Annotated in this window: 24 protein-coding genes; 11 read left to right on the top strand and 13 right to left on the bottom strand. The window is 44.5% G+C overall.

Annotated features, from left to right (window positions below):
• Positions 1 to 13: 13 nt before the first annotated feature.
• Entirely contained in the window at positions 14 to 3,334 is a 3,321-nt protein-coding gene (gene ileS / locus IM753_RS09775; protein ID WP_194109208.1) for an isoleucine--tRNA ligase, N-acetyltransferase domain-containing, read from the bottom strand.
• 135 nt (positions 3,335 to 3,469) lie between these two features.
• Between ileS and IM753_RS09770 the strand changes: the two genes are divergently transcribed.
• Together IM753_RS09770 and IM753_RS09765 are read left to right on the top strand one after the other, a co-directional pair.
• Positions 3,470 to 3,673 (top strand): hypothetical protein, encoded by a 204-nt coding sequence (locus tag IM753_RS09770; RefSeq protein ID WP_194109207.1) that lies wholly within the window; start codon positions 3,470 to 3,472, stop codon positions 3,671 to 3,673.
• A 141-nt stretch (positions 3,674 to 3,814) separates the two neighbouring features.
• Positions 3,815 to 4,399 (top strand): cytochrome c5 family protein, encoded by a 585-nt coding sequence (locus tag IM753_RS09765; RefSeq protein WP_065255349.1) that lies wholly within the window; start codon positions 3,815 to 3,817, stop codon positions 4,397 to 4,399.
• 279 nt (positions 4,400 to 4,678) lie between these two features.
• Here IM753_RS09765 and IM753_RS09760 read toward each other — a convergent pair whose 3' ends face one another.
• A complete protein-coding gene (locus IM753_RS09760; RefSeq protein WP_194109206.1) occupies positions 4,679 to 5,773 on the bottom strand; it encodes an AI-2E family transporter in 1,095 nt (364 codons plus the stop codon).
• A 164-nt stretch (positions 5,774 to 5,937) separates the two neighbouring features.
• On the opposite strand from IM753_RS09760, the gene IM753_RS09755 reads away from it, so the two are divergent.
• The 5 genes from IM753_RS09755 to IM753_RS09735 all read left to right on the top strand — a co-directional run bounded on the left by IM753_RS09755 (position 5,938) and on the right by IM753_RS09735 (position 9,456).
• Positions 5,938 to 6,765: a CoA ester lyase gene (locus tag IM753_RS09755; RefSeq protein ID WP_194109205.1), complete on the top strand. Its 828-nt coding sequence runs from the start codon at positions 5,938 to 5,940 to the stop codon at positions 6,763 to 6,765.
• Between the two features lie 79 nt (positions 6,766 to 6,844).
• Positions 6,845 to 7,330 carry a peptidylprolyl isomerase gene (locus IM753_RS09750; RefSeq protein WP_065255347.1) on the top strand — a complete coding sequence of 162 codons (486 nt, stop codon included), beginning with the start codon at positions 6,845 to 6,847 and terminating at the stop codon, positions 7,328 to 7,330.
• Positions 7,327 to 7,602, top strand: coding sequence for a hypothetical protein (locus IM753_RS09745; protein WP_065255346.1), 276 nt, complete (start codon positions 7,327 to 7,329; stop codon positions 7,600 to 7,602). The genes IM753_RS09750 and IM753_RS09745 overlap by 4 nt, the downstream gene beginning before the upstream one ends.
• Positions 7,603 to 7,949: 347 nt before the next feature.
• A complete protein-coding gene (locus tag IM753_RS09740) occupies positions 7,950 to 8,432 on the top strand; it encodes a hypothetical protein (protein ID WP_194109204.1) in 483 nt (160 codons plus the stop codon).
• A gap of 16 nt (positions 8,433 to 8,448) precedes the next feature.
• Positions 8,449 to 9,456 (top strand): WG repeat-containing protein, encoded by a 1,008-nt coding sequence (locus IM753_RS09735; protein ID WP_065255681.1) that lies wholly within the window; start codon positions 8,449 to 8,451, stop codon positions 9,454 to 9,456.
• A gap of 1 nt (position 9,457) precedes the next feature.
• On the opposite strand, the gene IM753_RS09730 is transcribed toward IM753_RS09735, so the two are convergent.
• The 5 genes from IM753_RS09730 to IM753_RS09710 form a co-directional block, all read right to left on the bottom strand.
• Entirely contained in the window at positions 9,458 to 10,231 is a 774-nt protein-coding gene (locus IM753_RS09730) for a 1-acyl-sn-glycerol-3-phosphate acyltransferase (RefSeq protein WP_065255682.1), read from the bottom strand.
• Positions 10,232 to 10,432: 201 nt separating this feature from the next.
• Positions 10,433 to 10,975, bottom strand: a complete 543-nt coding sequence (locus IM753_RS09725; protein ID WP_062501230.1) for a hypothetical protein — start codon at positions 10,973 to 10,975, stop codon at positions 10,433 to 10,435.
• 118 nt (positions 10,976 to 11,093) lie between these two features.
• Entirely contained in the window at positions 11,094 to 11,816 is a 723-nt protein-coding gene (locus IM753_RS09720) for an integrase core domain-containing protein (RefSeq protein WP_227713130.1), read from the bottom strand.
• 236 nt (positions 11,817 to 12,052) lie between these two features.
• Positions 12,053 to 13,939 carry an ATP-dependent zinc metalloprotease FtsH gene (gene ftsH, locus IM753_RS09715; protein ID WP_194109209.1) on the bottom strand — a complete coding sequence of 629 codons (1,887 nt, stop codon included), beginning with the start codon at positions 13,937 to 13,939 and terminating at the stop codon, positions 12,053 to 12,055.
• A gap of 156 nt (positions 13,940 to 14,095) precedes the next feature.
• Entirely contained in the window at positions 14,096 to 14,728 is a 633-nt protein-coding gene (locus IM753_RS09710; protein ID WP_065255684.1) for an RlmE family RNA methyltransferase, read from the bottom strand.
• Between the two features lie 116 nt (positions 14,729 to 14,844).
• On the opposite strand from IM753_RS09710, the gene IM753_RS09705 reads away from it, so the two are divergent.
• Complete coding sequence (locus IM753_RS09705; RefSeq protein WP_065255685.1) at positions 14,845 to 15,174, top strand: YhbY family RNA-binding protein; 330 nt, start codon at positions 14,845 to 14,847, stop codon at positions 15,172 to 15,174.
• A gap of 23 nt (positions 15,175 to 15,197) precedes the next feature.
• On the top strand, positions 15,198 to 15,848 hold the full coding sequence (locus IM753_RS09700; protein WP_065255686.1) for a hypothetical protein: 651 nt from the start codon (positions 15,198 to 15,200) through the stop codon (positions 15,846 to 15,848).
• Between the two features lie 137 nt (positions 15,849 to 15,985).
• On the opposite strand, the gene IM753_RS09695 is transcribed toward IM753_RS09700, so the two are convergent.
• From IM753_RS09695 to IM753_RS09680, 4 genes are all read right to left on the bottom strand, one after another.
• Positions 15,986 to 16,564: a tetratricopeptide repeat protein gene (locus tag IM753_RS09695; RefSeq protein WP_065255706.1), complete on the bottom strand. Its 579-nt coding sequence runs from the start codon at positions 16,562 to 16,564 to the stop codon at positions 15,986 to 15,988.
• Positions 16,565 to 16,729: 165 nt separating this feature from the next.
• Positions 16,730 to 17,344: a methionine biosynthesis protein MetW gene (gene metW / locus IM753_RS09690; protein WP_065255687.1), complete on the bottom strand. Its 615-nt coding sequence runs from the start codon at positions 17,342 to 17,344 to the stop codon at positions 16,730 to 16,732.
• Positions 17,345 to 17,356: 12 nt separating this feature from the next.
• Positions 17,357 to 18,583: a homoserine O-acetyltransferase gene (locus IM753_RS09685; RefSeq protein WP_194109203.1), complete on the bottom strand. Its 1,227-nt coding sequence runs from the start codon at positions 18,581 to 18,583 to the stop codon at positions 17,357 to 17,359.
• Positions 18,584 to 18,764: 181 nt separating this feature from the next.
• Positions 18,765 to 19,760 carry a Fe(3+) ABC transporter substrate-binding protein gene (locus IM753_RS09680; protein WP_194109202.1) on the bottom strand — a complete coding sequence of 332 codons (996 nt, stop codon included), beginning with the start codon at positions 19,758 to 19,760 and terminating at the stop codon, positions 18,765 to 18,767.
• Positions 19,761 to 19,991: 231 nt separating this feature from the next.
• On the opposite strand from IM753_RS09680, the gene IM753_RS09675 reads away from it, so the two are divergent.
• Positions 19,992 to 21,599 carry an iron ABC transporter permease gene (locus tag IM753_RS09675; protein WP_194109201.1) on the top strand — a complete coding sequence of 536 codons (1,608 nt, stop codon included), beginning with the start codon at positions 19,992 to 19,994 and terminating at the stop codon, positions 21,597 to 21,599.
• Between the two features lie 31 nt (positions 21,600 to 21,630).
• Positions 21,631 to 22,650 (top strand): ABC transporter ATP-binding protein, encoded by a 1,020-nt coding sequence (locus tag IM753_RS09670; protein ID WP_194109200.1) that lies wholly within the window; start codon positions 21,631 to 21,633, stop codon positions 22,648 to 22,650.
• Positions 22,651 to 22,688: 38 nt separating this feature from the next.
• Here IM753_RS09670 and IM753_RS09665 read toward each other — a convergent pair whose 3' ends face one another.
• Both IM753_RS09665 and IM753_RS09660 read right to left on the bottom strand, forming a co-directional pair.
• Complete coding sequence (locus IM753_RS09665; RefSeq protein ID WP_194109199.1) at positions 22,689 to 24,089, bottom strand: MATE family efflux transporter; 1,401 nt, start codon at positions 24,087 to 24,089, stop codon at positions 22,689 to 22,691.
• Positions 24,090 to 24,208: 119 nt separating this feature from the next.
• Positions 24,209 to 26,044, bottom strand: coding sequence for an autotransporter domain-containing protein (locus IM753_RS09660; RefSeq protein WP_194109198.1), 1,836 nt, complete (start codon positions 26,042 to 26,044; stop codon positions 24,209 to 24,211).
• Positions 26,045 to 26,638 lie beyond the last annotated feature (594 nt).

Here is a 26,638-nt window from a genome sequence, read left to right as displayed (position 1 = left end):
GACCCAAAAATAATTAAGCAAACTTCCGCACTTCCCCTGCCCCAAACGCATTTTCTACGCATCTTGGGCAGATGTCGCCATGCTCGGCAACCGTTCCCACGCTTGGCAGGACGTGCCAGCAACGCACGCATTTCTCGCCTGTCGCAGGGGCGACTTTGACACTAAGCTCATCGCCTTTGGTAAGGCTGATGTCGCTAGTGATAAAGACAAAACGTGCTTCATCACCCAATTTGGCAAGCGAATCATAAGCCTTGTCATCAGCGACAATGTCAAGGCTTGCCGACAGACTGCTGTTGATTGTCTTGTCGGTACGGGCGTTGTCCATTGCTTTATTTGCCACTTCTTTGACTGCCAAAATCGCTTGCCAATCTGTGTCCGTGATGTCATCAAGCACCACGCTTGGCAACTCATACCACTCTTGGGCAAAAATGTAGCCGTCCGTGCCTTTTAGCACTTGCCACGCTTCTTGGGCGGTAAATGACAAAATCGGTGTAATCCAACGCAAAAGGGCGTGAGCGATGTGGTAAATGGCGGTCTGTGCCGAGCGTCTGGGGTGTCCGTCCGCCTTGGTGGTGTACTGGCGGTCTTTGATGATGTCAAGGTAAAATCCGCCCAAATCCTGCCCACAAAAGTTGGTAACCAATTGACAAACTTGGTGAAAGTCCATGTTGGTATAAGCGGTGCGAATCTCGCTTTGGACTTGGTTTGCCTTGTGAATGATGTATTTGTCAAGGCTGATAAGGCTGTCTGCTGGCACCAAGTCTTTGCTCGGGTCAAAATCATCGGTATTGGCAAGCAAAAAACGCACCGTGTTGCGGATACGGCGATACATATCGCTCACACGGTCAAAGCCTTCTTTACTCACCGCCATTTCATAGCGATAATCGGACGAGCCAACCCACAAGCGGACAATGTCAATGCCGTATTTTTGGGCAAGTTCGGCAGGCTCAAAGCCTTTAGTATTACCTTTGGATTTGGAGAGTTTATAACCCTTAGCATCTACCGTAAAGCCATGCGTTAGGACTTGCTTATAAGGGGGGCGACCGTACACGCTCTCGCTCACAAGTAGCGATGACTGGAACCAACCACGGTGCTGGTCGCTTCCTTCTAGGTACAAGTCGGCAGGGTTTTTGAGTTCATCACGGTTGGCAAGTACGCTAAAATTGGTAGAGCCTGAGTCAAACCACACGTCTAGGGTGTCGGTGGATTTGATGTAGTTTTGGCTGTCGGTTTCGTCAAGAAAATCGCCAATCGGAGCATCAAACCACGCTTCAATTCCGCCTTTTTCAATGACTTTGGCAACTTCTTCAATCAGCTCGGACGTGCGTGGGTGCAAATCGCCTGTGTCCTTGTGCATAAAAAAGGCAATCGGCACGCCCCAAGTGCGTTGGCGTGAAATACACCAATCAGGGCGACCGTTCATCATTGATTCAATGCGGTTTTGCCCCCATGACGGTGTCCATACCACGTCTGGAATGTCTTTTAGGGCTTGTTCACGCAGTCCTTTGGCTTCCATAGAAATAAACCATTGGGGCGTGGCACGGAAAATAATCGGCGTTTTGTGTCGCCAGCAATGCGGATAGCTGTGCGTGATTTTTTTGTGGTCAAGTAGGTGTCCGCTTGCTTGCAGGGTTTCGATGATTTTGGGCTGTGCCTTGTAGATATGCTCGCCCACAAAGACTTTTGCTTCGTCCAAATACACGCCATTACCGCCCACAGGGTTTTCGGTGGGTAGGTTGTTGGCACGTCCCACATTATAGTCGTCCACACCGTGAGCAGGGGCGGTATGTACAAGCCCTGTACCGCTATCGGCAGTAACGTGTTCGCCTGTGATGAATGGCACTTGGCGGTCAGCGATTAAAGGGTGCTGGGCTTTTAATTGAGTTAATTCACTTCCCTTAATCGTGGCGATGATTTCTACATTTTCTAAATTAACATTTTTGGCGAAATCTTCGCTTAAATCTTTGGCGACAATAAAATAAGCACTGCGGTCAATGGGATTTGGATTGTCAATGGTATAACGCCACATTGTGCCGTGTTCATTTTCTAAATCTTTTTGAAAAACACCGCCAATCTTTTTAACCGCTTTGGCAGAGCGTTCATTGCCTTGATGAACATCAAAATGCACACAATTTCTAAATTTAAAGGCATAATTTAATAAAGCCTGTTTGATTTCATTATTTACCCCTTTACCCCAATAGTCAGGCGTGACAAAGGTAAAGCCAATGCCAATGATGTCTTCTTTGGCGTTATCATCGTAAAACCGTGTTGTGCCAATGATTTCGCCTGTTTTTTTATCAATAATGGCAAAGGCTTTATTTTTCAGGGCTTTTTCAAAAAATGGCTCAAACACTTCTGGCAAATGGCGTTTGGTCGGCATCAGCTCCCAAATGGCAGGGTCGGACGCACACGCTTGCAAGGCATCTTTGTCGGCTTTGGTTAGGGTTCTTAATGTGAAATTCTCGCTGTCAATTTGGCTTGTTAGTACAAATTCAGATGTTTTTTTGCCTTTGATAACTGCATAATCAAAATCAGCATGGGCGGTAATCGCTTGGTTGGCAGGGAGTGTCCAAGGGGTCGTTGTCCAAATCACCGCTTGGAGCGTACCGTTTACATTGGCAAGGGCAGGCAGATTTTCACGATTGACAATGTCAAATCCCACATAAATGGCATCGGATTTTTTGTTGTCATATTCTACTTCGGCTTCGGCAAGGGCAGAGCCACAGTCCAAGCACCAGTTTACAGGCTTTAAGCCACGCACGATATGACCGTTGTCATAAATCCGCCCCAACGCTCGCACGATGTCCGCTTCGGTCTTAAAATTCATGGTAAGATACGGATTATCCCAATCGCCAAGCACGCCTAGGCGTTTAAAATCCGCCTTTTGTAGCTCAATTTGACTTTTGGCGTAGTCTCGGCACGCCTTTCTAAACTGGGTGGCGGTGATCGGCTCGCCATTTTTGTCGGCTTTGGGTGCGTGTCCGACCTTGCCAAACTGCTCTTCTACCTTTTGTTCAATCGGCAAGCCGTGGCAGTCCCAACCGGGGACATACGGGGCATCATAGCCGTCAAGGGTTTTGTATTTGACGATGATGTCTTTTAGCACCTTATTGACAACGTGTCCTAAATGGATTTGACCGTTGGCATAAGGGGGACCGTCATGCAGGACGTATTTTTCACGTCCCCCGCGTGCTTTGCGGATTTGTCCGTACACGTCATTTTGTTCCCACTCGGCAAGCCAAGCAGGTTCACGTTTTGCCAAATCCCCACGCATGGGAAAAGGCGTATCGGCAAGGTTTAGGGTATTTTTGTAGTCGGTGGCTTGGTCTGTCATGGCTTAGCTCAAAATTGTGAAAAACGGCTAATTATAGCCCAAAATCATGCGTTTATAAAGGCTTGACGGATAAAAATTGACTTTTTGGGGGTGGTTTGGTAGATTTAAGATAATATTTTTGGCAACTTGATAATCATGAAAAAATTAAGCAGAAAAATCACGTCAAAATTCACCATGTTATTTTGTGCGGTAATTTTGGGTTATGTTATCTTGATTAAAAAGGATTATGATAATCCTGCCATAGCTTTTATTGGGATTTTTATGTTATTGGAAGGTGTGTATTATTATTGGCAATTTTATAAAAAGAATGATACGATAAAATTTGATGATAAGTTTTAACCATTGACCATTATAAAAATAAGTCTCATTACCATTTATAAAATTCATTAAAAATTCATCTTTACAATTTTTTGCTTTAATTCCTTACAAAAATTCGGTATATTAGTAGGATAATTATCAGCCAACTTGCAAGGTTATCTTATGAAAAATCCCAGCAAAACCCTATCATTATTATTGGCAAGTGCCGTATTTTTGACCGCCTGTGGTGGCGACAAACCTGCCGAACCTGCCCCCAAAGCCGAACCTGCCCCAAAAGCCGAGCCTAGCACCCAAACTGCCCCTGCCGAGCCGACTGACACCGCCCCCAAAGCCGATGAAGTTGCACCAGAGACCACCGAGCCTGTCGCAGACGACACCAAAGCCGATGAAGTGGCAACCACCGACTCCGCCACATCTGATGAGACTGACAAAGGCACGACCGAGACCGCCCAAGTGGACAATGCCGAGCAAGCGAACACCGCTCCTGCCCCAGTACAGGCTCTCTCTATCGCCGAAGGTAAGGCACGCTATGAGAAAACTTGCAAAATCTGCCACGAACAAGGGCTGTTAGACGCCCCCAAACTCACCGCCAAAGCCGACTGGGCAAAACGCTTGGATAAGGGCATAGACACCCTACACAAGCACTCTGCCAAAGGCTTTGGTAAAATGCCAGCACAGGTTGCAGGGGACGTTACCGAAGCGGAAGTATATGCGGCGGTGGATTATATGGTGAGCCAAGTTCAGTAAACTGATATTTGTAAATCGATATTTGTTATAGGATAAATTGTGATTTACCTGATAAATTTAATAAAATATCGCTGATTGCAATATCAATAAATCATACTGGCAAATAAAAAACCCCAATTTTGTTATTGGGTTTTTTATTTGTTATTAATTCATTAGACTTCCTGCAAAACCCCAAATTAAAGAAAACCGTTCGTGGTGAGCTATGCCTGCCCATAACGGTTTTCCGCTACCCTTCGACAGGCTCAGGGCGAACGGAAAACTAGTTTTGCAGGAAGTTTATTAAGTCCCTAATGAATCCGCATTATTTTCCCTAATCATTCTTTTGGCTAGCGATTCTTTGTTGTCATTACCCATTAATACCGCATAATGTGCCGTATTGGGGTTGGCTTCTAGGATAATTTTAAATACCATGGTCAGTGGCACAGATAATAACATACCGACCACGCCCAATAACCAACCCCAAAATAATAATGACAAAAACACCATAAGCGTGGATAAGCCCAAATTTTGTCCCATGATTTTCGGCTCAACCAAATTACCAATAATAATATTAATCACCAAAAAGCCCACACCCACGCTCGCCCCCACCGAAAAGCCATTTAATAATAACGCCTGCAACACCACAGGCACTGCCGCCATGACCGAGCCGATGTTTGGCACAAAATTTAATAAAAAACTAAGTGTCGCCCAAAGAATGGCATATTGCACATCTAGCATGACCAATAATAGCCACACAAAAAATCCTGTAAATAAACTAATTAAGGCTTTTAAGCCCAAATAGCGAATCACGCTATTTAAAATTAGGCGGATTCTTATTTGGTCAATGTGATGATATTTTTCGCTTTTTCCCATGACATAAGATAATTTATGCTTAAAATCAGGGGCTTCAAAGAGCATAAATAAAATCATGAGTGCCAATATAAAAATATTGGTCGCAATGCTTGACATACCACCCATTAAACTGCCCATAAAGGACAATAGGGAGTTGGTATTAAAATACTCCATAATCATGGTGGTATTTAATTCAAGGGGCAAATCCCATTTTTGTGCCAATACCGTTAATTCTTGGACACGCAATAATGCCAAACGTTCATATTGGGGAATGGAGCGGGTAAATTCGATGATAGATGAATTAATTAAATTTGCCAAAAACACCAATGCCAGCGTAATGATTAAAAACAAAATACCGATAGCCATATAATGTGGTACTTTATGACGTGTCAAAAAATTAATGAGTGGCGAGCAGAGAATGACCACAAATAACGCAATCAAAAATGGCACAATCAAACTGGACGCCAATTTAATACCCGCCAGCACAATGACCAATGCCGCCAAACCTAATAAAATGTTAAAAGGGGATTTTCTTGCTATCATGAATTGTCCATTGGCTAACGGTGGCAAATTTTTTGTTAAAATAAAGTGTGAATTTTGTCTTATGCTTGGTTTTTTGTCAAGTGATGAAGTGTATTGTTTTATGTCAATTTGCAAAAATACATTATCCCCACTATAATACATTCAATTTTCAAAAGGATTTTATCATGCTCGCCTATCTATTTGTCCCTGCCACGCACCCCAAGCGTATCATCAAAGCCCTAACCGACCCTGCCATAACCGCTCACGTCCACGCCGTCATCATCGACCTAGAAGATGCCGCCGCCGACCGCTCGCCTAATGATGTGCGTAATGAGTTTGATGATTTATTAGGCAATTTCATGCAGACAGAGACCACGCCAGAGCTGTGGGTGCGGATACATGGGGCGTCTCATGGCGAGTTTCGTTTGGATTGTGAATGGGTAAAGTCCCACGACAGCATCAGCACGGTGGTACTCCCCAAAGCCGAAAATGCCGAGCAGGTCAGTCTGGCTCATGAACTAACCGCTCGCCCTATCGTTGCCATGATTGAGAGCGGGCAAGGCGTGATAAATGTTGCTTCTATGGCAGGTGTGGCAGGGCTTATGGCGTTGAGCTATGGCTGTTTGGATTTATTGACATCGCTAGGGATTGGCAGGCACACATCAGCAGAGATGATAATGCTTGATAAGGTGCGGTGCGAGCTGGTGCTACACTCGCAGGCACATGGGCTGACCGCTCCGATTGAGACGATTTATCCTGATTTTGGCGATGATGACGGCTTTGCCAGATGGCTTATGCATGCTCGTGATTTTGGTTTTGGTGGCTGTCTTATCATACACCCCAAGCAGTTGGGTGTGGTGGGGACACACAAGGAGTGTGATGGCGATGTCGCCTTTGCCAAAAAAGTGCTATCTTATCATCACGCCACAGGGCAGGCGGTGTTTGCCATTGATGGGCAGATGGTGGATTTGCCAGTGATTGCTTGGGCGAGAGAGCTGTTGGGCGATGACTGATTGGCATATAGAGCATTGGCGATTTTACTATACATGGGGCTTGTGGTAAACTAGCCCTATTTTATTTTGGAATGATATCATGAACATTTTACCCAGCGAAGAGATTCGCATTACAGACGGTAGCACCGTTTCGCTACATTTTGAAGTCAGTCTACCGAACGGCACGGTCATCGATAGCACCTTTGGGCGAGACGAGCCTGTAACCTTGACGATAGGCGATGAGAGCCTACTGGCAGGCTTTGAGCAGGTACTCATCAACCTAAAAGCAGGCGACACCCGCACCGCCCACCTACCGCCCGAACAAGCCTTTGGCGAGTGGAATGGCGAAAACGTCCAAGCCTTTCCCCGTACCAAGTTTAGCCTGTCCGAGCCAAATCCTGTGGTCGGCATGATGATGGAATTTGCCGACAAAGGGCAAAATACCTTGGCAGGCGTGATTTGTCATGTCGATGATGATGAAGTCAAAGTGGATTTTAATCACCCTTTGGCAGGGCAAGACGTGCTGTTTAAGGTGCAGATTTTTAAGGTTACGCCAAAAGGACAAATGGCGATTGAACTAAAATGAGCGACAACGCCCCAATCTCAAAAAAGCTCGGTTATGGCATTATTGTCATGCAGGTCATCATCTGTTTGTTGCTTGTGGACGACAGGACGATGACGCTTGGCATTGGTGCGATGATGGCAAGTTTGTTTTTTGCCCATGACAAATCCGACACCGTCAAATTTGGTATTTGGGGCGTGATTGGGCTGTTTGTTGTTTATTATTTTGGTTATGGTTTGTATGCTTATTCTCGCACACCTGCCAAAACGGTTTGTGGCACATTCAAAGAGTATTAGACTTCCTGCAAAACTCCAATTGAAGAAAACCGTTCGTGGTGAGCTATGCCTGCCCATAACGGTTTTCCGCTACCCTTCGACAAGCTCAGGGCGAACGGAAAACTAGTTTTGCAGGAAGTTTATTATAAAAAGAAAGTGTTTAAAAGGTAGGATTTGATGTTGTCGATGTATGCCACCGATGAGCAAAAAGTTTATGACTTTATAAATCGTTATGATAAAAATGAGTCGATTTGCGTGGATTATATTCCCATGCCAGCATTTACCCTTTTTTCGCCCCACATATTAAAAGAAGTGCGAATTATGAACGATAATAAATAACATCAACCACAGCAAAAGGGATATTTGTCATGTCATTTTTCAACCCAGAACATCAGCCATTTGCTATCGCCCTTATCGTCTTAGCTGTTATCATCTCGATACTTGTTGGCGACGCATTTTTCATCATCTTGGCGATGGTGTTTTTGGGTGTGGCGACCGCACAAGGCAAACATTTAATCATAAAAGTCAGTATCGGGGCGTTGTTGACCGCTGTTGTGCTTTATTATTTATTTTTTGGTTATTACTGGACAAACCACGGCAATATTCATCAAGTTTGTGGGCAACTTAACAAAATCGAACATCGCCCTTTGGGCAAACAAAGTGTGCTAAGCCTGTATCTTGATGACCCAATAAGCCAAAAATCGTATCGTTTTGACCGCCTTGATGACTGGCACGGGGATGATGTTTTTCGCCCGTACAAGGCAGGCGATGTGATTTGTGTCAAGTACACCAAATCGCCCATTTTGACCCGCACCTATCCCCATATTTTGACAGACATACAGCCCAAATGACAACCTAGGACAACCCATGAAAAAGCCACTCATCGCCTTATTCACCCTGCTCACGCTACCGCAAGCGTGGGCGTTATCCATAGAGCCTGCCGATTGGGGCGATTTTCGCTATGATGAAAACGTGGTTTGCTCAACATCCGCAGAAAACAGCGACATATTCGGTGTTGTCAAAAAACACGGTAAATACGGCATGGCGGACAGCACAGGCAAAGTACTATTACCGCTTGAATATGATGACGGAGCGTGCCTAAATGGTTATGTAACCTTATCAAAACAAGGTAAGTGGGGCTTGGTGGACGCTCATCAGCGTGTGGTAGCACCCTTTGTTTTTGGCAAACAGCCTTGGGACTTTAATGGCGTAGATAAAGTCATTATCACTGATGAGCGTGATGATGGTATATATTCGGCGGTGTATGGGGTAGATGGTAGGGTCTTGCTGGATTATCAGCGTGGTCGGTTACGTTTTGAAAATGATGTTTTGATACGCTTTGAAGATGATGAGAACGGGCAAAGTGGCTTTATGGACACGCAAGGCAATATCATCTTGGCAGGGCAGTATGGCTGGGTGAAACTGCTGGACGATAAAGCAGGCGATGAGCGGTTTATGGTGAGCATAGATAACCAAACCATGATGATAGACCGTAATAAAAACATACTCACACAAGGCTATGACGACATGGAGCCTTTTGATGAGCAAGGCATATCAAGGGTTCATCTGGATGTAAATGGTAAGCGTAAAATCGGCTTTGTAGATAGAAATGGGATACTCATTGTCAAGCTCTCATCACATCGCTACCCCATGTGGAACGATGTCTATGGGCATGAATGGCAACTACGCACGGACGGTGGGCAGTGTACACTATTTTTGCAAGACCGTGCAGGGCAAGCGGTCAACGACCTAGAGTTTCCTGATGAATCCTGTCGGCTACTTGCCACGCCCAACCAAACACCCAGTCAAGAACCCACAGCAAAGCGTGGGTTATGGGATAGGATTTGGGCGTGGGTTGTTAGTTTGATTCGCTAAATCAAGCCTTTAATACTCGTCTATGTAGCTCTGCCAGCCCGTCTTCCATGGCTTTTTGCAATATCTCGGTAAGCTCAGCACGGGTCTTATCTTCGGGCAAAATCGGTGCAAGGGGCAACACATACGCCTTGACCCCATCGCTGTCCGCCACTCGTCTTAGGCTCTCTGCCATCGTGCGTTTGTCATAATACGCACAGTCGTCCGACAGCGTACCGTCTGCATTGACATAAGCAATCACCACAGGGCAGATGGGCAAGCCTGTATCCATGCTCGCCTGCAAAAGTTTTCCGTGGATTTTTTTGATTTTTGTACCGTCTGTAGTGGTTGCTTCGGGAAAAAATACCACCGATGAACCGCCCCGCAAAAAATCGGCAATTTGGCGTGCCACACCGTCAGCGTCCCCCGAACCACGTTTGATAAAGAGTGTCCCGCCTGCTTTGGCAAGTTTGCCAAAAATAAACCACTCGCCAATCTCCGCCTTTGACAAAAAGAACACGGGAGCGACCGACCCCACCACAGGAATATCCAGCCAAGAGATGTGATTGGACACCCAAAGTCCGTGTGTCTGTGGCACAGGCTCAACTTGCACGACTTCCACGCCAAAGGAATTGACCATTTTTCGGCAAAAGGTTTGGATGTATTTTGGCAAAACATCTCTGGGCGGTGCTTTAAATGCCCCAATGCGTCTGGCGGTAGTAAAGCCACCAACCAAGGTGTTACTCATGCCTGCGATGATTTTGGTGCGTTTTAGTTGTTTATTTAGAAAATTTGCCATAAGATTATCATTGTCAATTAAAAGGCGTATCCTATAAGACTTTGGGCAAAATTGCAAGTGTTTTTGGTAAACATTAATGCACAAAAAACTCTAATGAATTTCAAACAGTTTTCCTAACACCACAGTATTTTGAGCTTTATAAGCAAGCTATTTGTCTTGACATGACCCATCTGCCATCAATTCTGCTGTTATTAGCGATGGCTATTTTAAAAAATTGGTATATTCTCTTATCTGTTCATCGGTTTTAAAATCCTTTTTTGGCTCCATGCCGAGCATTTGTGCCAATCCATCTAAAATATCATCATTTTCTGATTGCACGGTAGTGTTTATGCTAACGGTGTACGCATTATTGATATAATGATAACTATCTATCATATACCCTTCTTGATGTAATAAATCATAACGGCATGGCTCAAAAACAAAAGTATAGCAAAAACGATTGGGAGCTAATTCAAAATCAGTATACATTTTTATATAAGATGAAAAATCATCAAATAAGGAAATAATAAACTCGTCTGTGTTTTGGGTAATTTGTGCAACCTTATCAAAATCATCCAAAATGGTATTGGCGTGAAATACCTGCACATCGTCATCATCATATTGTATCTTTTGATGACTAAGATTATCTAAATCAAAATTAAAACATAGGTAGACATCTTTTTTGATATTAAGCATATTGCCTATGATTGATTTTAACAATGCTGATTTATCTGCATTGGTTACTAATTGATTTTCTGATTTCATGCAATTTTCTTTTTTAAATTTATCTTTAATGATAAGTAATTTTATAGTTCACGTTAGTCAAGACTTTACCATGGCACTATACATGCTAAGATTTTTTAATACCTAACTTGTAAAAATCTCAACCGTTATTTACACTTTGTTTAAAATAAAACTCTAACCACTCATAAGGAGTAAAGGTGTGAGTCTTGCCAGTTGTTTCATCTTTTTTGGTTAAAGATGAGTGGGGTTTCACTGTATTATAGAAATTAAGAAATCTTGTTAACTCTTGCTTTCTATGGTCACTGTTTGTAAATTCACATTTTTCATGCCACATTTGCATGAGTGTGCGAATAACCCGTTCTGCTTTACCATTGGTTTGTGGTCTGCCTACTTTGGTGAATTTTTGATTGATGTTGTTATCATAACAGACTTTAACAAATTCATGGTCTTTGGTGCCTTTAAATTCTGTGCCGTTGTCAGAGTAAATCACATCAATCACGTAAGGACAAGGCTCTATGACTTGTTCGGTAAGAAACTTAGCTGCACTAAATGCTGTTTTATCCGGCATGATACATGCATATAACTCACGAGAATAGTCATCTATGGCAACAAAGAGATATTCTCTGGGACTGTTTGTGCTTTGTCCTTTAAGCAGTTCACCAGGATAGGACTTGTTATAACGTTTGGCTTGTCTTTTGAGTTTGTCCTGTATTGACTTTTCAACCTTAGCTAAGCGTTTAATGCCAAATCTTGCTTGTTTAAAGAGATTGTTGGTGCTAGACTGTGGTTTAAGGAGTTTAACACGAGCAAGTTTTAAGACCTTGTATATGGTAGGTCTTGATACTTTATACTCAAGTGCCAACGAAGTAACAGATTGCTTGTGCTTATGATAAGCTGTCCAAATAGCTTGTCTGTGATGGGGGAGCAGTCTTCAAGTTTTTATGTATGTTCATTTACAGTATTTTACCTTGGGTTCTGTAAATAACGGTAGTATATCTTACACCTAACTTGCTATTATAATCATTTTTATAATGAAAAATATGTTCATATTTTATAAAAACACCGCCCAAAATCAAGGCGGTGCTTCTCATGCCACTATCACGCACTCGGTAAAGGCGGTGGCAATTCGTCATTTTTAACGATATTTACCGTTGGCACTTCATGCTGATATTCTTTTGGCTCTCGTGGAGTCTCGCCATTCATGATTTGCAAGAACTGCTCACGGTCAATGGTTTCCCACTTCATGAGTGCTTCCACCATGGCGTGCATTTTGTCATGATTGTCATCAATGAGCTTATACGCCACATCGTACTGCTCTTCTAGGATACGGCGAACTTCTTCGTCCACTTTTTGTTGGGTGGCTTCACTGATGGTGCGATTTGCCCCACCAAAATATCCGCCTTGCTCTTCGTCTTCATAGACCATCACGCCAAGTTTGTCGCTCATGCCGTATTTGGTTACCATGGCACGGGCAAGTTTGGTCGCACGTTCAAAGTCGTTGGACGCTCCTGTGGATTTGCGATTGATAAAAATCTCTTCGGCAATCCGCCCACCAAACAAGATAGAAATGTCGTTGAGCATTTTGTCGCTATAACTGCTCACCGCATCTTGCTCGGGCAACTGCCATGTGACACCCAACGCCCAGCCACGGGGCATGATGGTTACTTTGTGTACAGGGTCAGTAAAGGGAAGTAGTTGGGCGACTAGGGCATGACCTGCTTCATGATAGGCGGTGGCACGGCGTTCTTCTTCACGCAAGACCATGGATTTGCGTTCAGGCCCCATGTAGAGCTTGTCTTTGGCATCTTCAAAGTCATTCATGTCCACGCTCATCTTGTTGCGACGGGCGGCAAATAGGGCAGCTTCATTGACAAGGTTGGCAAGCTGAGCCCCGCTAAACCCAGGCGTACCACGAGCTAGGGCATTGACATCCACGCCAATGGTTTGGGGCAGTTTTTTCAGGTGTACATTTAGAATCTGCTCACGACCTTTGATGTCTGGCAAGCCAACCGACACTTGACGGTCAAAACGACCAGGGCGAAGCAGGGCTTTATCCAGCACGTCCACACGGTTGGTCGCTGCAATGACAATCACACCGTCATTACCTTCAAAACCGTCCATTTCTACCAAAAGTTGGTTAAGGGTTTGTTCACGTTCATCATGACCACCACCCATGCCCGAGCCACGATGACGACCCACCGCATCAATCTCATCAATAAAGATGATACATGGAGCGTTCTTTTTGGCTTGGTCAAACATATCACGGACACGGCTTGCACCCACCCCAACAAACATCTCCACAAAATCCGAACCCGAGATACTAAAAAACGGCACTTTGGCTTCGCCAGCAATGGCTTTGGCAAGGAGCGTCTTACCTGTACCAGGCGGGCCCACCATCAGCACGCCACGGGGAATGGTCGCCCCAAGTTTGGTGAATTTTTCTGGGTCTCTTAAAAAATCCACAATCTCAACAACTTCTTGCTTGGACTCTTCGCACCCTGCCACATCGGCAAAGGTGACTTTGATGTCGTCTTCGGAGAGCATTTTGGCTTTGGATTTGCCAAAGCTCATGGGGTTACGACCGCCCATGCCACCGCCGCCAGCACCGCCACTCATGCCACGCATGAATAGCCAAAACAGACCGATGATGAGCAAAATGGGAAATGCCGCGATGAGTAGCTGAGTGCCCACGCCTTGACGCTGTGGTGCTGCCCCTTCTACTTCTACATTATGCTTGCGAAGTAATGGCATTAACTCAGTATCATCTAGGGCGGGGCGGACGGTCTCAAACTCTGAGCCATTGACCTTTGTGCCGGTAATCTCTTCGCCGTCAATCTCAATCTTTTGGATTTGACCTTCGGCAACTGCCGTGACAAAGGCTGAGTACTTCATGTCATCAGCCTTGCCCGAACCACGGTCGAGATTACTAAATACCATGACTACCACGGTGATAATCACGAGCCATAATAGAATGTTTTTTGCCATGTCGTTCACAAAGGGTTTCCTGTTTTTGGCGTTTGATACAACTTTGATTGAAGATTTAAAAATTGAAAATGGGGCAAATCGTGCAATTGTTCACACAAAGAGACATTGCTTTTAATAAGGCTTATTATCAATAAATCAAGCCCTAAATTTAGATGATTATTTTATCGCCACCCAAAACATCTCTTTGGAGCGGGGACGGCTTGCCTTGGGTTTTATGCTTTTGATTTTGCTAAACTTTTTTTGCATGTCGGCACGAAGCTCGGGCGAGCCTTCGCCTTGGAACACTTTCATGATTAACGCACCGCCTTCGGGCAACACTTTTAGAGCAAAATCCACCGCCAGTTCGCACAGATACATCATGCGTGGCATGTCCACTGCTGACATCCCAGATGTGTTCGGAGCCATATCCGATAGCACCACGTCCACACGTCGTCCGCCCACTTCATCCATGATTTTGTTAAAGACTTCTTCTTCTCTAAAATCGCCTTGGATAAAGGTAACATTCTCCAAAGTATCCATGGGCAAAATATCAGATGCGATCAAAATCCCGTCATCGCCCACAAGCTGTCCTGCCACCTGCGACCAGCTGCCAGGGGCAGAACCTAAATCCACTACGGTCATGCCTTTTTTAATCAGACCTGTTTTTTCGTTAATCTCCAATAACTTATAGGCTGCTCTGGCACGATAGCCGTCTTTTTGGGCTTTTTGAACATAATAATCGTCAATATGTTCTTTCATCCACGCTTTTGATGATTTGGAGAATTTTTTGTTGGTAATGCGAGTTGCCATTGGTCGGTAGTGATGAATTAAAATAACTGCTTAGTTTAACATTTTTATGAGAAAATTTGGTATATTTTTGTTATAATGAACATTAATTTATTTAAAAACCTGTTTTGAGACACTTTATGGCAAAACCCAATTTTAAAAACCTATCTAACGACACCCTAAAAGAGCTACGGGGCATCGGTCATCGCCTAAATCCCATCATCATGGTGGGCGGTAATGGTTTGACACCCACGCTCATCGAAGAGACTGCCCGTGCCCTAAGCGACCACGAACTCATCAAAGTCAAAATTCCCGCAGGTAGTAGTGATGAACGCAAAGAATGTGCATCCGCCCTAGCTGACGCTACCGAGAGTCAAGTGGTGCATCACATCGGGCGTATGGTGCTGTTATTTCGTAAAAATGACGAACCCAACGAAAAACTGTCTAATTTGGCACGATTTGGCTTTTAGGAACTCAATAAAAAGGGAATGTCATGAATTTTTTTACCGCAAACCCCATTGATAAACTGTTTAGCCTGCTGTCGTTGTCGCACTTTACCGAGTTTTATTATGATGATAATTCGGTCATGCAAAGAGAGCAGTTGTTTGTCTTGCAAGACGTGCAAAATGCCCAAAAAAACAAGTCTGCCCCCAAGGTTCATGCCTACATCAGTGAAGACACGCATGGGGGTAAGCATGTGATTAACATGAGTTTTATGGTTGAAAAGGTGGATGGACTGCATTTTGCCAATTATCATGATGATAACATCAAGCCTACCGATGGGCTGTGGCAGGAGACCTGCCTAGAATGCTTTATCGGTCTGGCAGATGGCGGTTATATTGAGATGAACATCGCCCCTGATGGACGTTATGCTCTGTATCATTTTAGCGAGTATCGTACGCCTGCCACGCCCATACAGACCGATAAAGTGACTCTGTCGTGGCGTGCCGATGATAACGATAACGTGCTGGTGTATGAACGCCACGTCAGTCTTGATGTGTCAGCCGTGGCGGAGTTGTTGCCCGAGCAGACACTCATTAACCCATGTGCGATACTAAACATCAAAGGCGATTTGCACTACTTTGCTGTCAGTTCTGCCCCTGTGTCTGATTTTCATGATAAGGCATTTTGGCAAAAATGGTAAATGTATAAAATGTGAGTGTATTTTGATTGAAACTTAGGGCGGTAGCCCAAAACCGAACTTTTTGTTCAAACCAAAGCCACATTTAAAAAGCCCATGAATGATGTCATGGGCTTTTTGGTGAGCGAGCAAATAAATGATTATTTGATGGTAAACCAATCATTGGCACTGGTTTTGGCTTTTTCGATGTCGCTTGATGATAGGTTTAGGGCAAGCTGACCGATTTTGGCTTGGGCTTTGTCACGAATGCCGTTGTCAAGCATGCCGTCACGGCTAGATAGGTCATACCATTTGTAGGCATCCACATAGCGTTGCTGTTTTTCATCAATCATCGCCAACGCATAGCTGGCACGGTTGTCACCCAGATGAGCGGCACGTTCTAGCCATTTACGACCTTCACTCATGCTGGCTTTGACGCCTTCGCCACGCAGATACATGAGTCCTAGGTTTAGCTGGGCAGGGGCGATGTCTTTTTCGGCAGCTTGGGTGTACCAGTGCACGGCTTTGGCGGGGTCTTTGGCGACGCCTTCACCTTTTTGTAGGCGTTTGGCTAGGAAAAATTGGGCGTGATGGTTGCCACTGTTGGCTTGACTGGCAAGCGATGAGATGTCCATAATCTCAAAACGAGACACATCCAGTGGTACGTTTGAGATGAGTTCAGCGTTGGCAACACCTGCCAAAAGTAGGGTGGATAAAATGCTAAGTTTTAAACGTTTCATGAAATGACGACCTGTGGTTGAGAGTTTGTGTATGGACATTAAAATGCCAAATCAATCCTTTATCATACCATTAATGGATGATAAACTCAATTTTTTCATTGGTTAAACATGTCAAATTTTGTAACATCATTTATCAGTCGGTTCGGTGTTGTTAATTTGATGGGTCTAACCCCGCACGACCCGATACACCGCCACATCTGCCAAGAGATTGGGGGCGGTTTTGACGGCTTTATTGCGGATAAAGGCAGGGATTTTTGGATTGGGGTTGTCCCATAGGGCGACCGTGTCCAAAATACGAATGTTGTTGTCGTGGCACAGCCGTTCAAAATCCTTAAAGGTGCAAAGATGAATGTTGGGCGTGTTGTACCATTGGTGGGGCAAGGTCTCGCTCATTGGCATGATGCCCTTAATGCCAAGGTAGATACGGTTTTGCCAATAGGCAAAGTTTGGAAAAGTAACAATGCCAAATTTGGCGACACGGAGCATATCGTTTAGCAAGGTTTCGGGATTTTTGACCGCTTGCAAGGCACGAGCCATTACCACAGTATCAAAACTGTTGTCAGCAAAGCGAGACAGACCATCATTTAGGTCTTGCTCGATGATGTTTAGCCCTTTGGCGATGCCTTCGTTGATTTTGTCGGGGTCAATCTCAAGCCCATAGCCAAACACGCCCAAATGCTCTTGTAAGTGTGCTAATAGTGTGCCGTCCCCACAGCCCAAATCTAGGACTTTTGAGTTGGGTTTTATCCATTTTTCAGTCAATTTGTGGTCGATGTTCATACGTTGCCTATCTTAGTGTCTTGCCAATTTTGAAATCTCGTGGGGCGTGATGGTGCTTTGTTTGGTGGTTCTTTTTGGGCTTGGGGCGGTCAAAAAGCTCCGAACGGCAGTCGTGTAGCGGGGAATGTCAAACAAAAACGAATCATGCCCATGCGGTGCGTCCACATTGATAAAGCTTACAGGCTTATTGTTTGCCATCAAAGCGTCCACAATCTCAACCGACCGCTCAGGGGTGAACCGCCAATCGGTGGTAAAGGAGACGATGAGAAATTGGCATTGGGTGCGGGCAAGCGTTTGTTTTAGGGCTTCTTTTTCGTCCAACTCATCTGCCGTGTAGTCCCGTGTTGGGTCAAAATAGTCCAGAGCTTTTGTCATGAGCAGATAAGTATTGGCATCAAAATTTTTGCTAAATCGCTCGCCTTGATAACGCAAATAGCTCTCTACTTGAAATTCCACATCATAGCCGTACATGAATTTGCCTGATTTTAAGTCCCGCCCAAATTTGGCTTTCATCGCCTCTTCGGTGATGTAGGTGATATGCCCCACCATGCGTGCCAAAATCAGTCCGTGGCGGGGGTAGGCATTTTTTTTGAGATACCAGCCATCATAAAAGTTGGGGTCGGATAGGATGGACTGGCGAGCGACTTCGTTAAAGGCGATGTTTTGGGCGGAGAGCTTGGGCGTGCTTGCGATGATGATGGCACGTTCTAAGCGGTCAGGGTAATCCACCGACCATTGCAGGGCTTGCATACCGCCCATAGAACCGCCCACAATGGCGTGCCATTTGGCAATGCCCAAGCGGTCTGAGAGCATGACTTGGGTTTTTACCCAGTCTTTTATCGTGATGAGCGGAAAATCCGCCCCCCAAATCTCGCCTGTGGCAGGATTGATGGTGGTAGGGCCTGTGGAACCGTGGCAGGAGCCGATGTTGTTTAGGCACACCACAAAAAATCGGCTCGTGTCTATCGCCTTGCCATTGCCAATTAGGTTATCCCACCAGCCAGCCTTGGTGTCGGACTCGCTATGATAGCCTGCGGCATGGTGTGAGCCTGATAGGGCATGGCAGATTAAAATGGCGTTTGTTTTGTCTGTATTTAGTACGCCATAGGTCTCAATAACTAAGTCAAATGATGGTAAAACACGTTCACATTCTAACGTTAATGGTTCATCAAAATGCAAGGTCTTTGGCGTTACGATACCAACAGATTTTGGGTCTAAATATGGGGGGCTTATGTCCACGTTATCGCTCTTTTTAATTTAAAGTTGTATTTTAAGGGCAAAAGGCAGGTTTGGCAACAGCATTAACAAGATGAGCATAAAAATAAGATGAACACAAAACAGACAGCAATAAAAAGCACTTTGATTTGACCAAAGTGCTTTTTGACGTTTAGATATTGGCAGAATGATTTATTTAATTTAATTATTTATAACCTGCTCGTTTCATTGTCATGATGGCTTTTTGTTGGTTTTGACCTGCTACCGATACATTGATGACATCTTGTTTAAATCTGCCCCAATTAGCCACGGCAGGCGTTGGTGTTATCTGTGGATTGGCTGGGTATTCAAAGTTTCGGTCAGCATACAAACGCTGTGCTTCTTCGCTGGACATCCATTCAATGAATTTTTGGGCTTCGGCAGGGTTGTCTGAATGTTTTACCACGCCTGCACCTGAAACATTGACATGCGTGCCTTTGCCTGCTTGGTTGGCAAAAAATACTTTAACATTATTGGCAACATGAGGTTTGGAATTTAGCAAGCGTCCATAATAATAAGTATTGGCAATGCCCACATCACAACGACCTGCATCAATGGCTTCTAACAGTGCTGTATCATTTGCAAATGGTGCGGTTGCCAAATTTGCTACCCAGCCTTTGACCACTCTGTCGGTGGCGGCTTGTCCATGGTTTGCAATCATCGTTGCCACCAATGATTGGTTATACACATTATTAGAGGTACGCAAGCATAATCTGTCTTTCCATTTTGGGTCTGCCAAATCGGCATAAGTTGAAAGTTCGCTTGGATTGACCTTATTTGGGTTATAAAAAATGGTACGAGCACGTACTGATAACCCAAACCAGTGATTTTTTGGGTCACGTAAATGTGATGGAATGTTGCTTTTTAATACAGATGAGTTGATGGGGCGTAAGACACCAGTTTGTGTTGCCTGCCAAAGATTGCCCCCATCAACCGTGATAAGCACATCAGCTTGGGTATTTTTGCCCTCAGCTTTTAGCCTTTCCATCAAAGGGCCTGCTTTATCGCTCACAACGGTCACCTGTGTGCCAGTTTTTTGTTGATAGGCTTCTGCGATGGGCTTTAATAGCTCGTCGGCACGTGCTGAATATACAACAATTTCATTGGCAAATGCTGGGGCGGTAATTGCCATCGCCAATGCGGTAATAACCAGTTTTTTCATCATAGATCCTTTTATAAGCAATGTTATGAAACAATAAATTAACACTAGTCTTGCTATTTAATCTGTCTTAAAACCACCGTGATTCATACAGAAAAAAGCACGCCAATCTGACAGTTTAATCAACCTGCCAAATTTGTGCTATTATACAATACTTTCTAAATAAAAACAAGAAGAATTGTCATTCTCTATCAGTTTTGGTAAAATGTGATACCGCCCTTTGATTTATCATAAATGCCCATGAATTCATCTTCCATTTTGTCCCGTTTATGGCTTGGTCTGTGTGCCTTGTTGGTTTTGGTGCCATTATCCGTCATTGTCTTTGCACTTAACAGTTTTGATGCTGAAATTTGGCAATTTTTGCTGGATTATGAGTTGCCACTGCTGCTTAAAAATACCGCATTACTGGTGCTGGGGGTAGGCATTGGGGTAACAGTACTTGGCACAACAACCGCTTGGCTGACTGCCATGACCGATTTTCCATTGAAACGCTTTTTTGGTTGGGCGATGATGTTGCCACTTGCCATGCCCGCTTATGTGCTTGCTTTTGTGCAGTTGGGTATTTTTGACTATACAGGTACCATTAGTACTTATTTAAGGCAAGCGTGGGGCTTTGAAAATGGTCTGCCAGATATTAGAAATGGCTTTGGCTTAACGGTGGTCATGAGCCTAACTTTATATCCTTATGTTTATTTGTTGGCAAAAAATGCCTTTGGCAGCATGGGCAACCGAGCTCTTGAAGCAGGGGCATCATTGGGGCTGTCATCCGTGCAGTCATTTTTGAAGCTGGCATTGCCCATGGCAAGACCTTGGATTGCTGGCGGCAGCATATTAGCCTTGATGGAAGTATTGGCGGACTTTGGTGCGGTCAGCGTCTTTGGCTATGACACTTTTACAACGGCAATTTATCAAGCATGGTTTGGGTTTTATTCGCTTGATACCGCCAAACAGTTGGCAAGTTTATTAATTGGCCTTGTGTTTGTTTTTTTACTACTTGAACAGCTAAGCCGTGGTCGCCGCCGTTTTGAGACCACAGGTCGTGCCAATCATCACCGAAATATTGTCTTAACTGGCTATAAAAAATGGTTCGCCACTTTGTACTGTGGGCTGATTTTATGTTTGTCTTTTGTCATTCCAATCATTCAGCTGACTGCATGGGCGATGTCAAGTTGGCAACAAATTGTACTTAGTGAATTACTGATGCAAATTTGGCACTCTGTCAGCATCAGCCTAATGAGTGCTGTGGCGGTCGCTGTGGTTGCATTATTTATCGCCATCGCAGCTCGCTTGGATAAAAGTCGCTATGCTTTGATTGCCACCAAAATATCCACATTGGGCTATGCCATCCCAGGTACGGTATTGGCTGTTGGTGTCTTTGTGCCTGTTGCATGGCTTGATAATTGGCTCATTACCAATATGGCTGTATTTTCAGACAGTGATGCGATTTTTAAGGGAACCATCTTTGCCATGCTCATCGCTTTATTGATTCGCTTTTTGGCTTTGGGTGTCCAATCGGTGGATGCTGGCATGAAACGCATTCGTAACACACACATAGAAGCAGCGGCTTCACTAGGAGCAACGCCTTTTAGTACGGTGTATCGTGTCTATTTGCCACTCATCAAAAGTGCCCTTGGCGTCAGCATGTTGATGGTCTTTGTGGACACCATGAAAGAGATGCCCATCACGCTCATGATGCGTCCGTTTAATTGGGATACATTGGCGGTGAGAATATTTGCCTTTACCAGTGAAGGCTTGTATGACAAGGCATCTTTTCCAGCACTTGCCATCATTTTAACAGGACTAATTCCTGTCATCTTATTTTCTAAAATGAATCAAAAATAATCACTCATCCATTTAACACTCTGAGAAAACCATGTTGCGTATTGACAATCTTTGTATCAGTTTTGACCACAAACCCATCTTAACTGACATCAGCCTTCATCTTAAATCAGGTCAAATCGCCTGCCTGCTGGGTGCCTCTGGCTGTGGTAAAACGACACTACTGCGGTGTATTGCTGGTTTTGAGACGCCAGATAGTGGTGAGATTTATATTCAAGACAAGCCACTGTATGCCAAAAATATCCATCTCCCCGCCCATAAAAGACAAATTGGCATGGTATTTCAAGATTATGCTTTATTTCCACATTTGACCGTGGCGGATAATATTGCTTTTGGGCTCTCTGCCATGGACAAAACTGCCAAATCCGAGCGTGTGGCTGAAATGCTGGCACTCATTGGGATGAGTGAGTATGCCAATTACTATCCGCATGAGCTGTCAGGGGGGCAGCAGCAACGGGTTGCACTGGTGCGTGCACTTGCCCCACGCCCGAGTTTGATTTTGCTTGATGAACCATTTTCAAATTTGGATGTTGAGCTTCGCACCAACCTCTCCAAAGAAGTGCGTCGCCTGCTCATCTCCCAAAATGTCTCTGCCATTTTGGTAACCCACGACCAAGCAGAAGCCTTTGCAATGGCGGATGTGGTTGGGCTAATCACTCATGGCAGATTGCAACAATGGGGTACGCCAGATGCGTTGTATCATCAGCCTGTCAATGAGTCGGTGGCGAGATTTATCGGTGAAGGGGTACTCATTGATGCCACAAAGGTAACAGAGTCAAATTTTGATACCTCATTTGGGTGTATCGCCGTTGGTTTGCCTTTGGGCAGTCAAAAAGCCCTGATTCGTCCCCATGATGTCAAGCCAAGCCAAGACCCTAATGCCATCGCTGTTACCGTGATTGATAGAGATTTTCGTGGCGGTTACTGGTTATATACCCTACAAACTCATGACGAACAAATACTGCTCATGCAAATATCAATGGCAACAAGTCATCGCACCCACCATATCGGTGATAAAATTGGCGTGATGATACATAGAGCGTTTGGTGTGTGATTTAAAGATTTGTTAAAGTACCTGCTAAGATATTTGGATCAAAGTATTTGCTTTGTCATGTATTTGCTATGTCGCTCCAAATACCAGCCCAAAGACAATGCTGCCACCGCCAGCGAGATGACCAATGCCATCCAAAAACCATAGATGCCCATACCAACATAAAACGCCAACACAATCCCAGGCAGTAATCCACAGCCCCAAAAGGCAATGATATGAATAATCATGGGAGTTGTGGTTATCTTATAGCCACGCAGGGCATAGCTTGCCACGCATTGTATGGCATCAACAAGCTGAAAGGCGGCAGCATAGAGAATGATGGTGGTGGTGATGGCAATGACCGCCGTGTCTTTGGTGTAGAGTGTTGCCAGTTGTTCTCGTCCGATGACCAAAAAGGCGGCGGTCAAAAATGAGATGGCAGTCGCTCCTGATAACGCCACACCACTGCTATAACGGGCATGCTTAGGCTCACGCTGACCCATCGCCATGCCCACTCGTACCGTGCTGGCAATCCCTAGGCTTTGGGGTATCATAAAAATAAGTGATGTGATATTGATGGCGATTTGTTGGGCGGCGATATAATTTTCAGTATTACCATCTAATCTGGCAACCAAAAACATGATGCAGCTAAATAGACTCACTTCAATAAAAAAAGACAATCCGATGGGCATGCCAAGTTTGGTGATGTCGCCAAAGAGCTTGATGTCAGGCAGGCTAAATTTGTCCATCAAGCCAAATTCATGAAAATATCTGTCTTTGGTGATGTATATGCCAAGAATGATGGCGTTTAGCCAAAAGACGATGGCGGTTGCCAATCCGCAACCTGCACCGCCTAAGGCGGGCATGCCAAATTTGCCATAGACAAAAATGTAATTTAAGGGGATATTGACAAAAAAACACAACCAACTGACCATCATGATAACTTTGGGTTTGTTAAGACTAGAAGCATAGGCGTGTAAGGTGCGATGTATCATGGCAGCAGGCATGGCAAGTCCGATGAAGTACAGATATTTTTTGGTGATGGTAAGCGTGTTGGCACTTAGATGATCAAAATAATAATCAAAGGGCAGTATCGCCGCCCAAATCAGCACCATGCCAATCACACCCATGAGTAGTCCATACCACAGCCCTTGCCGCCCCAGCTCGCCAATGTCGCCTGCCTTAGCATCGCCTTTATTGACCGCACCATATTGCTGGGCAATCAAAGGATTTAAGGCGGTCATCACCCCAAGCAAGGTGATATAAATCGTCACAAACAGACTGTTGCCCAGTCCGACCGCAGATAAGTCTTCTTTGCTGACGCTGCCTGCCATGACCGTATCCACAAAGCCTGTCCCAACTTGGGCGATTTGGGATAGGAGCATGGGTAGGGCGAGTGTGGCTAGGGCGACAAACTCTTTTTTATAATCAGCAAAGCTGTGGCGGTTTAGGTCAAGAAGCATGGATGATACTGGATAAAAGTTTGGGCGTATTTTACCACAGTCAAATGATGAGATTTGATGTTTTGTCCTCTTAAATGTGCAAAACTTACGTTCATATCCATCAAATCTACACCCATTTATCAAAATGCAAAACGAACACCCACTAAGCCACCAAGATTAGTATCACCATTTTGATGAGTGGTGTGAACCCCTGCGTGGACATTTGCCTTAGCAAGTTGCCCTTGTATGCCCAAATGAGCGGTAGTAGCGTGGGATTTGTCAGCATTAATGTCGGTATTAAAGCCTTTGGTGTATTCATGAATGGAGGTCAAAGCTGCGTTAATGATTCGTCCGTCATCATTAAATTCATGAGCGTGGGCGATACCACCTGTTAAGGTCAATGTGGGGTTGATGATGTAATCCACGTCCACACCAATCTCACCTTGTAATGATTTTTGTTCTTGTTTGCCAAAACGCATGGCAGTGGATAAGGCAGGTTCGCTCTCAACCAAATCACCTACCTTGACTTGTTGAGCGTGAACACCGATAAGTGGACGCACTGTGGCTTTACCGATGTCAATGCCATAACCAGCTTGTAATCCTACATGAAAACGTCTGGCATTTGTTTGTCCTGTGTGTGAACGATTTGCCCCTTCCCAGTCAATGCGGCGGTGCGTGTCTATGCTTAGGCGGTCTATCCCTGCCACACCTTTTAGGCGAACATTGCCGATGTCATGGCGATGATATAGCCCCATGCCAATGGTTTTGACATCCGATGATAGGGTGCTATCCAGAGCATAATCTTGGTTTTGGTGAGTCAGATACGCCCCTGTGTGGCTTGATGAGCCTACCACATCCAAGCCGATTTGGGTGGTGGGGTCGGTACGGTCGCTGGCATGGACGTTTGCCCAAATGCTGTGCTGTGAGCCACTAAGCCTATCAAGCTGACGATAGACGTGACGGTCGTGAGCAGAGCCTGTCTTGATGAGTTCGCCTGAGAGTTTGCCCATGTGGATGGGGGCGCCTATGACGGAGCGGTAATACTGTGCCAAAATGCGGTGCGTGCGTCCTGATGGGTGGATTAGGTCAGCGAACATGTAGTTTTCGCCTGTCGCTCCTGCCATGAGCGAGTTTTTATCGCAAGCCAATGATGATGTTGGGTTGATGTTTGGCTTATTGTGGCATGCCACGCCATCGGCATTTTCAAAACCAAAAGCTTCTTTGTTTGCAACGGCTTCTTGAAGCAGGGCAAAAGTATTGGCAGGTACGACGTTGGCGGTGGTGCCATTTAGGGCATTAAATACGCCACTATTATACATCCGAGTTAGCAGTTGCACCTGTCCTTTTTGGGTGGATAATGCAGGGTGGTTTTGCACAAGGGGTGTGAGTGACAAATCTGGGATGTTTGGCACCAAGATGATTCTCGCCCCTGCTTGATTTAATGTTTCTATGTCAGTTGCGGTCGCTTGAACGGCATTGGCAACTTGTGAAGGGTTGGCATGTTCGATGGCGTAGAACAAGTCATTCGCCCCAATCCATATCGCATACAGTGCATTGGGGTCGGTCTGACCGTTGGTATTTGCTAGGTAATGTTTGATTTGGTCGTTGGTGGTGGGAATGTTTACGCTGACCGCACCACTTGTATCTGCCCATGTGGCAGTGCGTGCCGACTGAGAGCCACCCACGGTATAATTGGTGCCAGTGGGGTTATCGGGTGTGTTGGGGCTGGCGGTTTTGCCATAACTTTGGGCAAATAGACTTGTCCATACAGGGTCGGGATTGGTGGTAAAAGACGGCTGTAAGGCGTTGCCAAATGCACCATCTTGCTCGCTGACCAAGTCTTTTAGGCGACCTGTGTCGGACAGGCTGTCGCCAAAAAAGATGACTTGACTATAATCCTTGGCATGAGTGGTTTGCAAGCACATGGCAATCGTCAGAGCCAGTGATGATTGCTTGATAAAAGAGAATTTGTCCATGAGTATCTCCAAAATAAAAACACTTGTAAAGTGTAACAAGATATAACAACAATTACAAGTGTTTTTAAAAGGATTTTGTCATGAATTGCAGAGAGTGTTCTAATGATGTGTCAAAAAGTCATGGGACATACCAAACCTTATCTTAAAAGCATAAAAGTCAAAGATATTAACATGCAAAAGTGTGTTGTTGTGTTAAATTTTAAAGGCGGATGTTAGGGCGGATTGCTTTAATTGCTTATAAATAAAATTTAAAATTGATTTGGATAAATTTTTATCTGCTATTTTAATAATGGAGATTATACCGATAAAAATATTATTTGAAAAATATAAAATAATTTTTGCAAATAGCTGTTTTGTGGCATGACTTATGAATAAATTCTGAGTGTTTTTGTAAGGATAATTCAAGTGGGATTGTGTGTGATTTGGGTGTTGTATCAAGAGTTGGTGGTATTTATAAATTCTTATTATCTTATTGATTTTTAAAAAGAAATGTATATAAAAATACTTTTTGTTAAATATATTTGTAAAAATTAACAAAAAAGTGTTAATAAATGCTTATTTATAGACTTTTATTTTAAAAAAGTATAAAATATG

Source organism: Moraxella sp. K127 (assembly GCF_015223095.1).
Lineage (GTDB): Bacteria > Pseudomonadota > Gammaproteobacteria > Pseudomonadales > Moraxellaceae > Moraxella.
This window is presented reverse-complemented; position numbering and strand designations above follow the sequence as displayed.

Bases quoted from the DNA above. Each gene is read 5' to 3' on its own strand.
- ileS (WP_194109208.1), bottom strand. From the start codon at position 3,334: ATGACAGACCAAGCCACCGACTACAAAAATACCCTAAACCTTGCCGAT.
- IM753_RS09770 (WP_194109207.1), top strand. From the start codon at position 3,470: ATGAAAAAATTAAGCAGAAAAATCACGTCAAAATTCACCATGTTATTT.
- IM753_RS09765 (WP_065255349.1), top strand. From the start codon at position 3,815: ATGAAAAATCCCAGCAAAACCCTATCATTATTATTGGCAAGTGCCGTA.
- IM753_RS09760 (WP_194109206.1), bottom strand. From the start codon at position 5,773: ATGATAGCAAGAAAATCCCCTTTTAACATTTTATTAGGTTTGGCGGCA.
- IM753_RS09755 (WP_194109205.1), top strand. From the start codon at position 5,938: ATGCTCGCCTATCTATTTGTCCCTGCCACGCACCCCAAGCGTATCATC.
- IM753_RS09750 (WP_065255347.1), top strand. From the start codon at position 6,845: ATGAACATTTTACCCAGCGAAGAGATTCGCATTACAGACGGTAGCACC.
- IM753_RS09745 (WP_065255346.1), top strand. From the start codon at position 7,327: ATGAGCGACAACGCCCCAATCTCAAAAAAGCTCGGTTATGGCATTATT.
- IM753_RS09740 (WP_194109204.1), top strand. From the start codon at position 7,950: ATGTCATTTTTCAACCCAGAACATCAGCCATTTGCTATCGCCCTTATC.
- IM753_RS09735 (WP_065255681.1), top strand. From the start codon at position 8,449: ATGAAAAAGCCACTCATCGCCTTATTCACCCTGCTCACGCTACCGCAA.
- IM753_RS09730 (WP_065255682.1), bottom strand. From the start codon at position 10,231: ATGGCAAATTTTCTAAATAAACAACTAAAACGCACCAAAATCATCGCA.
- IM753_RS09725 (WP_062501230.1), bottom strand. From the start codon at position 10,975: ATGAAATCAGAAAATCAATTAGTAACCAATGCAGATAAATCAGCATTG.
- ftsH (WP_194109209.1), bottom strand. From the start codon at position 13,939: ATGGCAAAAAACATTCTATTATGGCTCGTGATTATCACCGTGGTAGTC.
- IM753_RS09710 (WP_065255684.1), bottom strand. From the start codon at position 14,728: ATGGCAACTCGCATTACCAACAAAAAATTCTCCAAATCATCAAAAGCG.
- IM753_RS09705 (WP_065255685.1), top strand. From the start codon at position 14,845: ATGGCAAAACCCAATTTTAAAAACCTATCTAACGACACCCTAAAAGAG.
- IM753_RS09700 (WP_065255686.1), top strand. From the start codon at position 15,198: ATGAATTTTTTTACCGCAAACCCCATTGATAAACTGTTTAGCCTGCTG.
- IM753_RS09695 (WP_065255706.1), bottom strand. From the start codon at position 16,564: ATGAAACGTTTAAAACTTAGCATTTTATCCACCCTACTTTTGGCAGGT.
- metW (WP_065255687.1), bottom strand. From the start codon at position 17,344: ATGAACATCGACCACAAATTGACTGAAAAATGGATAAAACCCAACTCA.
- IM753_RS09680 (WP_194109202.1), bottom strand. From the start codon at position 19,760: ATGAAAAAACTGGTTATTACCGCATTGGCGATGGCAATTACCGCCCCA.
- IM753_RS09675 (WP_194109201.1), top strand. From the start codon at position 19,992: ATGCCCATGAATTCATCTTCCATTTTGTCCCGTTTATGGCTTGGTCTG.
- IM753_RS09670 (WP_194109200.1), top strand. From the start codon at position 21,631: ATGTTGCGTATTGACAATCTTTGTATCAGTTTTGACCACAAACCCATC.
- IM753_RS09665 (WP_194109199.1), bottom strand. From the start codon at position 24,089: ATGCTTCTTGACCTAAACCGCCACAGCTTTGCTGATTATAAAAAAGAG.
- IM753_RS09660 (WP_194109198.1), bottom strand. From the start codon at position 26,044: ATGGACAAATTCTCTTTTATCAAGCAATCATCACTGGCTCTGACGATT.